A 14,064-nucleotide genomic window follows, 5' to 3' on the forward strand; every position below is an offset into this window, starting at 1 on the left:
CTAAGCGACGAATGGTTTCGCACAACTCGCATTGTAGCACAGGCTTCGGGCGCCCGTCCAATATAAGCGGCAGCCCGCCGAAGGAGCTCGGCCCTCGCCTGTCGCGATCATGGAAATGTTGGTTCTTATATTTCGGACCGGTCTGGCTAACGATAAAAGTACCTAAGCGATACTGAAATCGTATCGACACGGAAAGGAGCTTGCAGCCGTATGAACCCACTGACAAACGAACAACTGGACCTCTTGCGCGACACGCTCGAGCGCGAACGGCAAACCATCGAACGGATGCTAGCGCGCAGCGATCATTTCGGCTCGGCGGATTCGCTCCGCTCCACCACAGGCGAGCTGTCCGCTTACGACAATCATCCGGCCGATCTCGGCTCGGAAGTGTTCGAGCGCGGAAAGGACATTGCACTGAACGAGCACGAAGAGCATCGGCTCGAAGATATTTCCAATGCTCTAGAGCGCATGAACGAAGGCACGTACGGCCGCTGCGGCGTTTGCGGGAAACCGATTCCCATCGAACGGCTGCAAGCGATGCCGGAAACGGAATACTGCTTCGAGCACGTGCCGGACCGGGAGCTGTCTCAGCGAAGACCGGTTGAGGAATTCGTTCTCGAGCCGCCGTTCGGCCGCTCCAGCCTCGACGAACGGGAAACCGAAACGGAGTTCGACGGCGAGGACGCCTGGCAAACCGTCGAAAGCTGGGGCAACTCGGACAGCCCCGCTATGGCCGAAAGCCGGGAAGTACACGACTACGATTCGATGTATATCGAATCGGACGAAAACGTCGGCTTTGTCGAGCCTTACGAAAGCTTTGTCGCTACTGATCTGTTCGGCAACCACGTGTCGATCGTGCGAAACCGCCAGTACCGCGAATATATGGAGCATGGCGAAGGCGAGCCGCTGCTCGAGCCCGATTCCTACTTGGCCGGCGACCAAGACGAATCATCGTCTTAATACGCCCGGCCTTCCAGCTGAACCTGTACAATCTTCACGATATCTGCTATAAAGTCGCCGATAATCGGCAAATTCAATGCTCCGAGCAAGCGCAAAAGGTATAATATCGTTGCGGCAAACACTGTAAAGCCGATAGCGATTCCGACTCCGCGCGCGATTCCCGAGTACAGATTGATAAAGATCAGTCGGGCGGGACGGTTGAGCAGCAGGACGTAATCGGCAATTTGCGTTTTTTCCATCTGATCCGCGATTTTCGTCAGCCGCTCGTTCAACTGATTGTACGAAGTTTGATCCGTTCCGTTTTTGTTTTGGTTGTTTTTGTCCTGATCCGGCATCCTACTGTGACCTCCTCACATCGGTCGGGAAATAAATTCATGGAGACCCGAATAATTCGGCTCTCCATGAAATATACCCTTACAACACGGATTTGCATCCCTTTAGTTATAACCTGAAGCGCTATCGCCAATACGAAAGATCAGAATGTCATGGACAAACAATCACGTACAAACAAAAATAACCTCTTGTCCGAATCGGACGAGAGGTCGTTCTCGCATGGCGCAAGGTCACTACCCGTCCTCTCGCGATTCTTCGAGCGTATCCCATTGATCGCTGGCGAGCAGTTCGAGCTGAGCTTCGATCAGAGTCCGGAAGCGGGTGCGGTATATAGTCGCCTGTTTTTTGAGCTCCTCGGTTTCGAGTGCGATTTTGCGGGCTTTAACGAGCGATTCGTTAATGATCCGATCCGCATTTTTCTCCGCTTCTTTAATGATAAGCTGCGCTTCCTTTTTCGAATTGCTGCGAAGCTCGTCCGCCGCTTCCTGGGCAACGATAATCGTCTTGCTTAGCGTTTCCTCGATTGTGGAAAAGTGATCAAGCCGCTCCTGAAGAGCCGCCACTTGATTTTGAAGCTCCTTGTTCTCACGTAAGTACATTTCGAAATCTTTGATAACTTGATCGAGAAATTCATTAACGGCATCTTCGTCGTATCCGCGAAGACGGCGGCTGAATTCTTTATTATGTATGTCCAATGGCGTCAAAGGCATTGGCTCACCTCCTGTATGTATTGACAGCATTACGTTATACAGCCCTTGTACAAGGTTCGACGGGTATAACGAAAATCCTGCAACGACTTACACGAATTTGCCAATCTTCAATCGAATTCTGCCTTTTTTCGTTTCGCCCTCCACTTCGACAAGCTTGAAACGCCCGAATCCCTGGAACGAAATCACATCGCCTTCGCGAAGCTGCTTCGAGGGATCCTCCTCCGGCTTCCAGTTCACTTTGCACCTTCCCGATTTGATCGGATCGAGTACTTTGGACCGGCTTAACCGGTACACATCGCTTACGATGCCGTCAAGCCGGAGAGAAGCGACCGTCAAGTTCATCTCCTCAAGCGTCGGAATGGCGCTACGGAGCTTGCTTAGCGGGATCGTCTCGGTTAACACGTTGACGCGGTGGACCTGCCGCAGATGGAGGTGGACATAATCGATGATTTCGCTAGCCACGATGGCGTGACAGCAATCGTCGTGAACGAGGATGTCGCCCAGCTTGTCGCGTTTGATGCCGACTCCGAGCAAGGAGCCCAAGAAATCGCCGTGATCAAGCCGGGAAAACCGCGTATCGTCCGAGGTGACGGACAGCAGGCCGATTCCCGTATCCTCCGATTCCGTGTCCCGGTAGTCCGGAGCGATTAGGATGCGCCTGCGCTCGGCCTGCTCGTATCCGCCGTCAAACCGGATGCGAACGCCCTCGGCCCGATTCGCGAGCGACTGCACGATGAACGCTTGCCGCGGATCAAGAAAGTCGGTCAGCTTCACCGTGTGAAACATGGCGGCTCGCGTGATCCATTCCTCGGCTTTGTCGACAAAACGGTGCTCATCCGGATGAAAATGTGTGTAAATATTAGACGTCATCCGTGCATCACCCGAAAGCGTTCAGTACATAAGCAATAACCGTCTGCAGCCCGTAAATGACGAAGCGCAGAGCGATCAGTGCAATAATCGGCGAAATGTCGATCATGCCGCCGATCGGCGGAATAAATCGGCGAAATAGCGATAAATACGGCTCGACCAACTTGCCGAGAATTTCACCGATAAAGCTGTCCCGTGCATTGGGCAGCCAGGACAGCAGCACATAAGCAATGACAAGGTACATATATACCGTGCCGACATTGCCTATATACCCGATAATGTTAGAGATCACAGCATTACTCAAAAACATTCACCTCATCGAATATATTCGTCCTGATCATGCAGCATTTCGGAAATGGCACCCTGAATTTCAATCGATTCGGGGGTGCAGAGGAAAATGTTCGGTCCAATCTTCGTAATGCCGCCGTTCAAAGCATATACGGTACCGCTTAAAAAGTCGACGATCCGAATCGCCTGCTCCGTCCGGACGCGCTGGAGATTAACGACCACGGGTCGCCGCGACCGCAGATGATCGGCAATTTCCTGCGTCTCCTCATAGGAGCGCGGTTCGTTCAGCACGACTCGAACGTTCCGCTGCGAATGGATGCTGACGATATTCCCCTTATTTGTTTTACGTGCATCCGCCGGAACGGTTTCATGTTCCTCCGGTTCATCGATTTGCTGACTTTGACGTGTCTCGCGCTCGACGACTTCTTCCTCGTCCTGCAGACCGACAAAGTTCAAAAAACGATTCATAACTCCCATTACGATTTTCCTCCTTCATGATCGGTTTCAAACCTTTTCCGTTCATTCAAGTTTTATTCATGAGCAGGATTCGCACGATCGTCAGCTTTCCTTGCCGACAAGCACTGTTCCGAGACGGATCCAGGTGGCTCCTTCCTCGATGGCAACCTCGAAGTCGTTCGACATCCCCATCGAAAGATGCTCTACGGCATAACCGAGCGCGCCTGTCCGATTCAGGTTGTCCCTGAGTTCCCTCAGTCCCCGGAACACCGGTCTTGTCTCTTCCGCTTCCGTCTCATACGGCGCCATCGTCATGAGACCGATTATGCGCAAATGCGGATAATCGCGAAGCTGTTCCGCGAACGGAAGAAGCTGGTCGGGAGCGAGTCCGTACTTCGTTTCTTCGCCGGAGACGTTCACTTGAATAAAGCAGTCGATCGCCGCGCCGCTCTTTGCCGCTTGACGGTCGAGCTCCTTAGCAAGAGACAGCCTGTCCAGCGAATGGACGTACGTAAACTTGCCGACGATGTCCTTTACTTTATTGGTTTGCAGATGGCCGATAAAATGCCAGACGGCCGCAGAGCCAATGGAGAGCCACTTCGCTTCGGCATCCTGCCACCGATTTTCCCCTACATGACGTTGTCCGCACTCCACCGCTTCCCTGGCCGTATCGACCGATACGTATTTGGTGACGGCGATTACGTTTACGTCTTCGCGACTTCGACCGCAACGCGAGCATGCCGCGGCAATTCGCGCTTCGACCTCGCGTATTCGCTGTTCGATACTCAAGACTTTAGCACAATCCTTTCCATTATCTTCGCCGAGCAAATGCGCGGTTACAGATCCAGCCCGATCCAGGACGCCATACGGCCCGTTGATCCGTTTTCTTTCCGGTGGGAGTAGAACAGATCGGTGCGACAGCTGGTGCACATCCCACACATTTCGATATGCATCGGCAATATTCCTGCTTTTATCATAATTTGTCTGTTCATTTCTTGCAACCCGAGCAGCGCTTTGCCGTCGCCCCGCAGCGTATATACCCACCGGCGCTCCTCTTCGTCCAGTCCAAGCTCGTCCATGCAAGCATCAATCCGCTCAATTACTCTATAATCCACTTCGTAGCAGCATGAACCAATGGAGGGACCGATGGCCGTATGGATGTGCTCCGGCTTCGAGCCGAAAGCTTCTCCCATCACAGAGATCGCAGCTTGTGCGATTTGCAGCACCGTGCCTTTCCACCCGGCATGTGCCAGACCGATGGCGCGGCGAACGGGGTCGATAAAGTACAGCGGCACACAATCGGCATAAAAGGAAGCCAGCCATATTCCCGGTTCATCCGTTACGAGCGCATCCGTATCCGCAAACGCATCTTCTCGCGTAAACCGCCCTCTTCCGCGATCGTTGCCGGTGACTACCGCTACTTTACGGTCGTGAACCTGTTCCCCACAGGTCCATGCCTCGAACGGAACGCCGAGCGTCTCTGCAAGCCTTCTCCGGTTTTCGATCACCAACTCGGGCCGATCCTGAATGTGCAGCGCGCAATTCAGCGAATCGTAATCGCCCTCGCTAACACCGCCGATTCGCGTCGTCATTCCTGCGCTGACTCCGGGAAACTCCCGTTCCCAGCGTCTTATATGCAGGCGGCCCGGCTGTCCCGGCGAGCCCGACCATTCAAACGGCTCCATGCGCTTCCACTCCTCTCGCCTTCAGTATACCACATAGCCCCCGCCAGACAGTAAGAAGCCGCAGCAACGTCGTGCCGCAGCTTCCGTAACCATACCGTTAATAATTTCGCTTGTACTCGACCGCGGACTCGCCCTCATTCTCTACACGGTATGTCTTTGCTTCGTCCAGCTTTACAAGCACGACGTCCATACCGATTTTCACAATATTGCGCCACGGGATGACGACGTCGGCTCCACCGCCGAACATGCCAAAGAACTTGCTCTGATTCGGCACGACAATCGCATCGATGCGGCCTTGGCGCAAATCCAGCTCCAAATCGCTGATTTGGCCCAGCCTTTTGCCATCGACGATATTGATGACGTCTTTGGATTGAAAATCGGATATTTTCAAGGCGGATCACCACGAATCGCAAAATTTGGAGCCGCTTCGCTCTGTTTATTATATGTCGCCCAGCGGCAAAATGTCCTGTTACTTCGGGGGGACGAGCCGTAAATTGTTCATGCTTGTACCGGAGTTTCCCGACTAATGAATATAGGCTTACGCCCAAAAAAGCCGCCCGACTCATGAAAGTCAGCGGCGGCTTTAGCGCTTGTCGCTTGGACCGGCCGCTACACGGAGCGGCACAAGCCCTTACGTTTTTACATGTTTCTGCATTTGCGATATGGCCGACTTTTCCAGACGGGACACTTGCGCCTGCGAAATGCCGATTTCGTCGGCCACCTCCATCTGCGTCTTCCCTTCGAAAAAACGCATCGATAAAATCATTTTCTCGCGATCGTTCAGCTTGCGCATGGCTTCCCGAAGCGCGATTCCTTCGATCCACGAGATGTCCTTGTTGCGCTCGTCGCTAATCTGATCCATTACATAAATCGGATCTCCGCCGTCGTGATATATAGGTTCGAATAACGATACCGGGTCCTGAATCGCATCGAGCGCGAACACGACATCTTCCTTCGGCACGTTCAGAGCCTCGGAAATTTCGTATACCGTCGGCTCGCGGGAGTTCGAATTCGTTAGCTGGTCGCGGACTTGCAGCGCCTTATAGGCAATGTCGCGCAGCGAACGGGATACCCGGATCGGATTGTTGTCGCGCAAATAACGGCGTATTTCACCGATGATCATCGGTACCGCATACGTTGAAAATTTGACATTTTGGCTCAAATCGAAATTGTCGATAGCTTTCATGAGGCCGATGCATCCTACCTGAAACAAGTCGTCGACAAATTCGCCCCGGTTATTGAAGCGCTGGATGACGCTCAGCACCAGCCGCAAGTTGCCGTTAACCAATTTCTCTCTTGCTGCTCGTTCGTTTCTCGTCTGAAGCTGTACGAACAATTCACGCATTTCCGCGTTGGACAGAACAGGCAGTTTCGAAGTATCAACACCACAGATTTCGACTTTGTTTCGGGTCAACGTGAATACCTCCCAAGGAGAAACATTACTGTTAATTATCTCCGAGGGAGTTTTTTTTATGCGCAGTCCGGCAGGAACAACCGTTCGCCAACCATGGCAGTAAACGCTTACAGCCTACTCTGCGTAACAGTGCCATTTACAAAATAAAAGTTCCCTTGAGGCGAAAAAGAGAAGCACCAACGCTTCTCTCCCGCTACACCATTTTATTGAATTCTTTGCGCAGCCTTTTGATAATCCGTTTCTCGAGACGCGAAATGTACGACTGGGAAATGCCGAGCATATCGGCGACGTCCTTTTGCGTCTTTTCTTCCCCGTCCTGCAGGCCGAACCTGAGTTCCATTATGATTCTTTCCCGCTCTGTCAATTTGTCGAGCGCCTTGTGCAGCAGCTTGCGGTCGACCTGCTCCTCGATATTGCGGTAGATCGTATCGTTCTCCGTACCTAGCACGTCCGACAGCAGCAGCTCGTTTCCGTCCCAGTCGATATTGAGCGGTTCGTCGAACGACACCTCCGTCCGAACCTTGCTGTTACGCCGCAAATACATCAGGATTTCGTTCTCGATGCACCGCGATGCGTAGGTGGCCAGCTTGATCTTCTTCTCGGGATCGAATGTATTAACCGCTTTGATCAATCCGATAGCCCCGATCGAAACGAGATCCTCGATATTGATACCGGTATTTTCAAACTTCCGGGCTATGTATACGACAAGCCGCAAATTTCGCTCGATCAGCATGGCGCGTATGGCCGCGTCTCCCGAGGGCAGCTTGCCGAGCAAATACTCCTCTTCTTCCCTCGTGAGCGGCGGAGGCAGCGCCTCGCTCCCGCCGATATAATAGATTTCGTCGCTTTTCAGTCCGAGCAGGAAGAGCAGCCGGTAATAGAGCAATTGTGCGAACAGTTTCCATTTGAGCAGCATGTCGTTACCCTCCTAAGAGCTTTTCGCAGAAAAGCTAGCTTCCTAAGCATGAACCGAGCTTTTCGCAGAAAAGCTGGCCTCGTAAGCATACTCTGAGCTTTTCTCAGAAAAGCTGGCTTTGTCGCAGTCGTAAGATTATCCCCCAAGCCCGATTCGCCCGGCTCAGGCTTCCAGTTCGGCTAGAGTCGGATGAATGATCGCCTGATACGACCCGTCGGCACACAGCTTGCCGCCGTCCAGACCGACCAACACCTTCTCGTTTACGATTTCCGTCTCGTTACGGACGATCACCACCTTGTCGGGCTTAAGCGCCAGCATGAATTGCGTTCCGCGGTTCACCCCCCGGTAAGGAATAAGTCGTAGCCGGTCCTGCCAGATAAATGAATCCTCCCCGATGCCCGCCACAAGCTGATCGACTTCGCTCCGTTTAATCCGGTTCATCCACGATTCAGGTAAAACGTCGCTCCACTGCGCTGCCTCGACAACCATAACCGGCGTTCGCGTCAGCGGGTCGTACAACTGATTCCCCGTATCGATCAGACCGGTGCACACCGTCTCGCAATCGTTAATCCGGATGCGCACCTCGGCCAAATAATGGGTCATTTCTTTCCGCCGCTTCGCACTTGTAAATACGGTCTTGAACATCCAGAGGAGCGGCGCAAACGCTAGGACAACAAACCAGAAGCCGATCTGGATTCGGTGAGCGATCCCTCCCGAGCTCGTCACGAGTATGCCGTTCATGACCTCGCCGGGCGATTCCATGAAATAATGAATGCCGAACAGGCCCCCCGCGACGGCAAAGCTGACTAAATAAAACGTGCCCAGGTTGCGCAAAAAATGCTGCAAACCGCCAAAGCCGAAAGCGATCACAATCATGGCAGCGGAAAATAAGCATTTCACGGCGAACGTAAACATAAAAGATAAAGACGGCAAAAGCATCATAACGACGTAAGAAGCGCCAAGCGTTGCCGATGCGAGTATTCGCCACAGGCTTGGCCGGACGTGACGAATACGCGCCGTGACGGACAGGATCGCACCGTCAATCAGCAGATTGGCCAGGAAGATCAGATCCAGATAAACGACCACTCTCGCTCCTCCCGCCTGCACACAATCGGACTATCGCGACGATATCGCTGAAGCGCACCGGCAAAAGTTACCCGAAGTTCATCTGCTAGATACGAACGTCTCTTTTCCGTGAAATTGTTTTTAGTATATAGTAAGCATATTTCAAAGTCTGTCTAAACTTGTCATCCTTCAGCGTCTTTTTTTAGCGAATCGGTTACGCCTTTAGTCGCTTTTGCACCGCGTGAAAAGTCGGAAAACGCAAAAAAGACAACCCCGGTTTAATGGAATTGTCTGGTTTGCAGAATGAATGTTATTAACGGCCTGTCGGATTGTTTTTGCCGCGATTGCGCAAAAACGTCGGTATGTCGAGCTGGTCGCCCGCCGGCTGGCTGCCGAAAGGACGTACGCCTCCGGTAGCAGCTTTGTCGGCGACTTCACCGCCGCTTGCACCGGGCGCTCCGCCGCGCCGCTGGGGCTGCGTTTGCGCTGGTCGATGCTCGAAACCGGTTGCGATTACGGTAACCATAATCTCTTCGGTCAACTTGTCGTCGATACCGGCGCCGAATATCATATTCACTTCCGGATCGGACGCGGAAGCGACGATGTCGGCCGCCTCGTTGACTTCGTACAAGCTTAGGTTGGCGCCGCCTGTAATGTTCATGAGAACGCCCCGCGCGCCGTCGATCGACGTTTCCAGAAGCGGGCTCATAATCGCCTTTTTGGCCGCTTCGGCCGCACGGTTTTCGCCCGTGGCGATGCCGATGCCCATCAAGGCGGAGCCGCGTTCGGTCATAATCGTCTTGACGTCGGCAAAGTCGAGGTTGATAAGGGTTGGTACCGCGATCAAGTCGGAAATGCCTTTAACGCCTTGGTGAAGCACGTTGTCCGCTTGGCGGAACGCCTCGAGCATCGGCGTTTTCTTGTCGATAATTTCGAGCAGCCGATCGTTCGGAATGACGATAAGCGTGTCCACTTTTTCTTTGAAAGCGAGAATGCCTTGTTCGGCTTGGTTCGCGCGCTTGCGTCCTTCGAACGTAAACGGCCGGGTAACGACACCAACGGTCAAAGCCCCGCATTCTTTGGCGATTTCCGCGATAACCGGAGCCGCTCCGGTTCCCGTTCCCCCGCCCATTCCGGCGGTGACGAACACCATATCGGCGCCGCGCAGCGCATTAACGATCAAGTCTCGCGATTCTTCAGCCGCCTTTTTACCCACTTCGGGATTCGCTCCGGCGCCCAGACCCCGAGTCAATTTCTCGCCGAGCTGCACCTTAATGTCGGATTTTGCCGTCTGCAGCGCTTGCGCGTCCGTATTGGCCGTTATGAACTCCACGCCCTTCAGGCCGAATTCGATCATTCGATTAACCGCGTTACTCCCGCCGCCGCCGACGCCGATTACCTTGATTTTGGCCAGCGATTCTAACTCCACATCGATTTCAAACATAAACGTTTTATCCTCCTCGGGGTGCTCGTGTTCGTTTTGCAGCGAGAGTTAAATGAACTCACTTAAATAGTTTTTGATTCGCTCAAACAGTCCGGGTTTATTATGGTCTTTGGAAGGCTTTTTGTTGGAAACGGTCGGAAGCTTCTTGACTGTTGCCCCGCCAGGACGCTGACGCGCATACTTGGAGACGAAATGAACGATGCCGACGCCGCTCGTATAGGCGGGATCGCGCACCCCGATAAAATCGGGAACCGCCAGCCGAACCGAATTCTCCAGCTCGGCCTGGGCAATTTCCAGCATGCCCGGCATCGACATGGAGCCGCCGGTCAGCACGTACCCCCCCGGAATATCGACATATCCCATGCGCTGCACTTCGGCACGGACCAGTTGAAAAATTTCTTGAACTCTCGGTTCAATAATTTGCGCCAGGTCGATCTGGGAGAACTCCTTGTCGACGTTGCTGCCGATCCGGTTCACCTTGAATACCTGATCGGCGGCCGCATCCTCGACGATCGCGCAGCCGAATTTGAGCTTGATCTTCTCCGCAATGTCGAGCTGGGTGCGGAGGCCGATCGAAATATCGTTCGTTATGTACTCTCCGCCGATCGGCAGCGTCGAGGTCGCGCACAGGCTGCCTTCCTCGAATACGGCAATCGTAATCGCGCCCGCGCCGATGTCGACGAGTACGGTTCCTACTGTTTTCTCGTCCTTGGATAAAGCGAGTTGCCCGGAGGCCAGCGCCATGAGAACGACGCCCGATACGCGAAGTCCCGACTTCTCTACGCAGCGGAGCAAATTATGATTGGACGTTTTTGCGCCGGTGATGATCGTGGCTTCCACTTCCAGCCTAACGCCGATCATGCCTCTAGGATCCTGAATACCCTCCAAGCCGTCAACGACGTATTGCTTCGGCACGACGCCAATAATTTCCCTCTCGGGAGGAAGCGCTATAACTTTTGCAGCCTGCAATACGCGTTCGATGTCTTCTTCCCCGATTTCGCGGTCTTCGTTCGAAACCGCGACTACTCCATGGCTCGTCTGCAAAGCGATATGATTACCGGCTATGCCGACATACACTTCCGATATTTGAATCCCAACCATCCGTTCGGCGTGATCGATCGCGCCGCGAATCGATTGAACGGTCTGATCGATATCAACGATGGCTCCCTTGCGTATGCCTTCCGAGTCGGCCGAACCGACCCCCACTATATTAATGGCGCCGTTATTCAGTTCGCCGATAATCGCTCTCACTTTGGACGTACCGATGTCCAGACTCACAATGATGTCATTGCTGCTCAACCTTTGGCACCTCCTACGTATTCCTTATGGTTGGCGATCATATATAAAACACCTTTGTACATATTCCACACGGTTTATAGTTTCCCTCTTTTTTTCACAATTTTTTTACCTTTGGAAGCCATCCAATCGTTGCCAATCTGCATGGATTGCCTAAAGGAGCCTATACGATCCCATAATTATAATTCTATCATTTCTTATAACGAATGAGTAGTATTTTTTCATAGGCTGCTGGACCCAAACCTATAAGTAAACACGGCAAAAAGAGGCATAAGACTCGCCTCTTTCGAACGATGGCCGAGATGGAAGGGAACGGCTCGTCATCCGCTCGGCGAAAGCGGTCTTCCCTTACATCATTCGACTCAGTTCCCTTTTTTTTGCTGGTCCGACGAACCTGTTTTTTGTCCGCCGGCGGCGGAGCCGTTCTTTTTCGCATCCGTATCCTGCGGCTTGCCGTAATACAGCTCGAACGGAATATGGGTATTGGCCTCCAGCAGCTCCAGCACGCCGGAATCGGTCTCCTTGTCCGCCATCTGGTCGATCATCTCTTCGAGGTATTGGATTTTGGAAGGCAAATAAGTGACCGTTGTATACACCTCGAACTGGGACCGGGTATACATCTTGATTTTGTCCTCGTATGTATTCGTCGGCGAAGGCCGGATCTCGGATATTTCGGCCAGCATTTTATCCGATATGCGGCGCAGCGTTTCGCACAGCGTCTTTTTCCATGGGTCGTCCTCCCTCCAGCCGGACAAGATCGGCTTGTCCACGACTACATGCTTGTCGGTCACCGGCAGCACCAGTCCGTTCGACAGCAGCATTTCCTTTTCGCCCGTAGGCCGGATCTGAAAAGCTACCTGCGGATATTCCTCAACAGTAATGCGAAGCGTGCCTGGAAACTTTTTGCTTACTTTTACGTTTTCGATGGCGGGCAGCTCATGAACCCGCTTTTCGACGGCTGCGGAACGGAAGCCGAAAAAGTTATCTCCGATGGCGATCGCGGCGGCTTGTCCGATTTCCTCGGCCGTCAGCACTTTGTTGCCAGCGATGTCGATACTGGCGATTTTGCTTAAGGAGGAACGGAAGAACAGAACGGCCAGCAGCGTTACGAATAACAGCAGCAGGAAATAGATTAGTTTGCGGCTGCTGCGGGATCTTGGTTTCTCTTCGCGGAGCACGGGCATTCTTTCTTGCAAGAGCTTTACCCCTCCATTTCGTACTAACACGGTATTGGAACGCCGTACATCCCCTTCCTTAAGCAAGAAGGGGACCTTTCGGGCGAAATATGCGTCGTTAGTTTACGGCACTTTTAACTGACGTATCGGAATATAACGTTCGATTTTGGCGCCGAGCCGCTCGAATATGCGTTCGATCCGGTCATATCCGCGATCGATATGATGCACCTGCTCAACGACCGTTTTGCCGCTGGCGGCAAGACCCGCGATCACAAGCGCGGCGCCCGCCCGCAAATCCGTCGCTTCGACCGTAGCCCCGTACAATCGCGACACGCCGTGAATATACGCGCTGCTGTGATCGACACGGATATCCGCACCCATGCGGGCCAATTCGTCGACATGCTTGAAACGTCCCTCGAACACCGTTTCCTTGATGACGCTCGTGCCTTCGGCAAGCGCCAGAAATACCATCATCTGCGCTTGAAGATCGGTCGGAAAAGAAGGATAAGGCGAAGTGATGACTCTCTCCACGGCTTTCGGCCGCGAGGCATTGCTTACGGTCATTATATCATCGCGGGCCGAGATTTGAACACCCGCGCGTTTCAGAACGTGGATGACGCTCGTCAGATGGGCCGGGCACACGTTCTCGAGCGTAACGCTGCCTCTCGTTACCGCAGCGGCAACCATAAGCGTTCCCGTCACGATCCGGTCCGGGATGATCCGGTACGCCCGGGGGAGCAGCCGATCGACCCCTTCGATCGTGATCGTGTCCGTGCCCGCGCCGATCATGTTCGCGCCCATCGCGTTCAAGAAATGCTGCAAATCTTGAATTTCCGGCTCGCGGGCCGCGCCCGATATCGTCGTAATGCCTTCTGCGAGCGCCGCGGCCATCATTATATTTTCCGTAGCGCCGACGCTCGGATAATCGAGCGTAATGTCCGCCCCTTTTAACCGGTCCGCGCGGCACGTAATCATATGGCCCGACTCTTCGATCGTCGCCCCGAGCGCCTGAAGCCCCTTCAGGTGCAAATCGATTTTGCGCTCCCCGATCGCGCAGCCGCCCGGCTGATAAACCTGGACTTGACCGAAGCGGGAGAGCAGCGGCCCCATCAAAAAGATCGAAGACCTCATCTGCTTCATCAGTTCTTCGGGAACATGCGAGGTGTTAGCCAGCGAAGTTTCCAGCGAGACGACATCTCCCGCAAGCTCCGCTTTGCATCCCAAGGCGCGCAAAATGTCCAGCATGACGTGAATATCCAGCAAATCCGGCACGTTCCCGATCCGGTGCACGCCCGGCGCCATCGTACACGCCGCAAGAATCGGCAAAGCCGCATTTTTGGCGCCATGAATCGAGACGCTGCCCGATAATGGTACCCCGCCTTCGATAACCAGCTTCTCCAATGTATATACCCTCCCGAAAGCCTGCGTCCGAAAGGCCGGGGAAACGTTCTGTTC

16 protein-coding genes are annotated in these 14,064 nt (G+C 53.5%); 1 reads left to right on the forward strand and 15 read right to left on the reverse strand.

All coding sequences use genetic code 11. From position 1 onward, the window contains the following. Window positions 1–210 precede the first annotated feature (210 nt). Window positions 211–960 (forward strand): TraR/DksA C4-type zinc finger protein, encoded by a 750-nt coding sequence (locus tag D7M11_RS02655; protein ID WP_120745579.1) that lies wholly within the window; start codon window positions 211–213, stop codon window positions 958–960. On the opposite strand, the gene D7M11_RS02660 is transcribed toward D7M11_RS02655, so the two are convergent. The 15 genes from D7M11_RS02660 to murA all read right to left on the reverse strand — a co-directional run bounded on the left by D7M11_RS02660 (window position 957) and on the right by murA (window position 14,010). After that, complete coding sequence (locus D7M11_RS02660) at window positions 957–1,295, reverse strand: DUF5665 domain-containing protein (protein WP_120745580.1); 339 nt, start codon at window positions 1,293–1,295, stop codon at window positions 957–959. The genes D7M11_RS02655 and D7M11_RS02660 overlap by 4 nt on opposite strands. A 231-nt stretch (window positions 1,296–1,526) precedes the next feature. Further along, on the reverse strand, window positions 1,527–2,003 hold the full coding sequence (locus D7M11_RS02665) for a DivIVA domain-containing protein (RefSeq protein ID WP_120745581.1): 477 nt from the start codon (window positions 2,001–2,003) through the stop codon (window positions 1,527–1,529). An 87-nt stretch (window positions 2,004–2,090) separates the two neighbouring features. Continuing rightward, entirely contained in the window at window positions 2,091–2,873 is a 783-nt protein-coding gene (locus tag D7M11_RS02670) for a YlmH family RNA-binding protein (RefSeq protein ID WP_120745582.1), read from the reverse strand. Window positions 2,874–2,880: 7 nt separating this feature from the next. Further along, window positions 2,881–3,114, reverse strand: a complete 234-nt coding sequence (locus D7M11_RS02675; protein ID WP_240040937.1) for a YggT family protein — start codon at window positions 3,112–3,114, stop codon at window positions 2,881–2,883. A gap of 71 nt (window positions 3,115–3,185) precedes the next feature. Then, window positions 3,186–3,635 carry a cell division protein SepF gene (locus D7M11_RS02680; protein ID WP_120745584.1) on the reverse strand — a complete coding sequence of 150 codons (450 nt, stop codon included), beginning with the start codon at window positions 3,633–3,635 and terminating at the stop codon, window positions 3,186–3,188. Between the two features lie 81 nt (window positions 3,636–3,716). Then, window positions 3,717–4,403: a YggS family pyridoxal phosphate-dependent enzyme gene (locus tag D7M11_RS02685; protein WP_120745585.1), complete on the reverse strand. Its 687-nt coding sequence runs from the start codon at window positions 4,401–4,403 to the stop codon at window positions 3,717–3,719. 47 nt (window positions 4,404–4,450) lie between these two features. After that, on the reverse strand, window positions 4,451–5,299 hold the full coding sequence (gene pgeF, locus D7M11_RS02690; RefSeq protein ID WP_120745586.1) for a peptidoglycan editing factor PgeF: 849 nt from the start codon (window positions 5,297–5,299) through the stop codon (window positions 4,451–4,453). Window positions 5,300–5,396: 97 nt separating this feature from the next. Then, entirely contained in the window at window positions 5,397–5,690 is a 294-nt protein-coding gene (locus tag D7M11_RS02695; RefSeq protein ID WP_120745587.1) for a YlmC/YmxH family sporulation protein, read from the reverse strand. A 240-nt stretch (window positions 5,691–5,930) separates the two neighbouring features. Further along, window positions 5,931–6,713: an RNA polymerase sporulation sigma factor SigG gene (sigG, locus tag D7M11_RS02700; RefSeq protein ID WP_120745588.1), complete on the reverse strand. Its 783-nt coding sequence runs from the start codon at window positions 6,711–6,713 to the stop codon at window positions 5,931–5,933. 193 nt (window positions 6,714–6,906) lie between these two features. Then, window positions 6,907–7,629, reverse strand: coding sequence for an RNA polymerase sporulation sigma factor SigE (gene sigE, locus D7M11_RS02705; protein ID WP_120745589.1), 723 nt, complete (start codon window positions 7,627–7,629; stop codon window positions 6,907–6,909). Window positions 7,630–7,791: 162 nt separating this feature from the next. Continuing rightward, window positions 7,792–8,715 carry a sigma-E processing peptidase SpoIIGA gene (gene spoIIGA / locus D7M11_RS02710; RefSeq protein ID WP_120745590.1) on the reverse strand — a complete coding sequence of 308 codons (924 nt, stop codon included), beginning with the start codon at window positions 8,713–8,715 and terminating at the stop codon, window positions 7,792–7,794. Window positions 8,716–9,007: 292 nt separating this feature from the next. Beyond that, entirely contained in the window at window positions 9,008–10,138 is a 1,131-nt protein-coding gene (ftsZ, locus tag D7M11_RS02715; protein WP_120745591.1) for a cell division protein FtsZ, read from the reverse strand. A 48-nt stretch (window positions 10,139–10,186) separates the two neighbouring features. After that, window positions 10,187–11,437: a cell division protein FtsA gene (ftsA, locus tag D7M11_RS02720; protein WP_120745592.1), complete on the reverse strand. Its 1,251-nt coding sequence runs from the start codon at window positions 11,435–11,437 to the stop codon at window positions 10,187–10,189. Window positions 11,438–11,796: 359 nt separating this feature from the next. Beyond that, window positions 11,797–12,630 (reverse strand): cell division protein FtsQ/DivIB, encoded by an 834-nt coding sequence (locus D7M11_RS02725; RefSeq protein ID WP_120745593.1) that lies wholly within the window; start codon window positions 12,628–12,630, stop codon window positions 11,797–11,799. A 102-nt stretch (window positions 12,631–12,732) separates the two neighbouring features. Beyond that, window positions 12,733–14,010: a UDP-N-acetylglucosamine 1-carboxyvinyltransferase gene (murA, locus tag D7M11_RS02730; protein WP_120745594.1), complete on the reverse strand. Its 1,278-nt coding sequence runs from the start codon at window positions 14,008–14,010 to the stop codon at window positions 12,733–12,735. Window positions 14,011–14,064 lie beyond the last annotated feature (54 nt).

This window comes from Paenibacillus ginsengarvi (genome assembly GCF_003626695.1).
In the GTDB taxonomy this organism is placed as follows: Bacteria; Bacillota; Bacilli; order Paenibacillales; family NBRC-103111; genus Paenibacillus_AB; species Paenibacillus_AB ginsengarvi.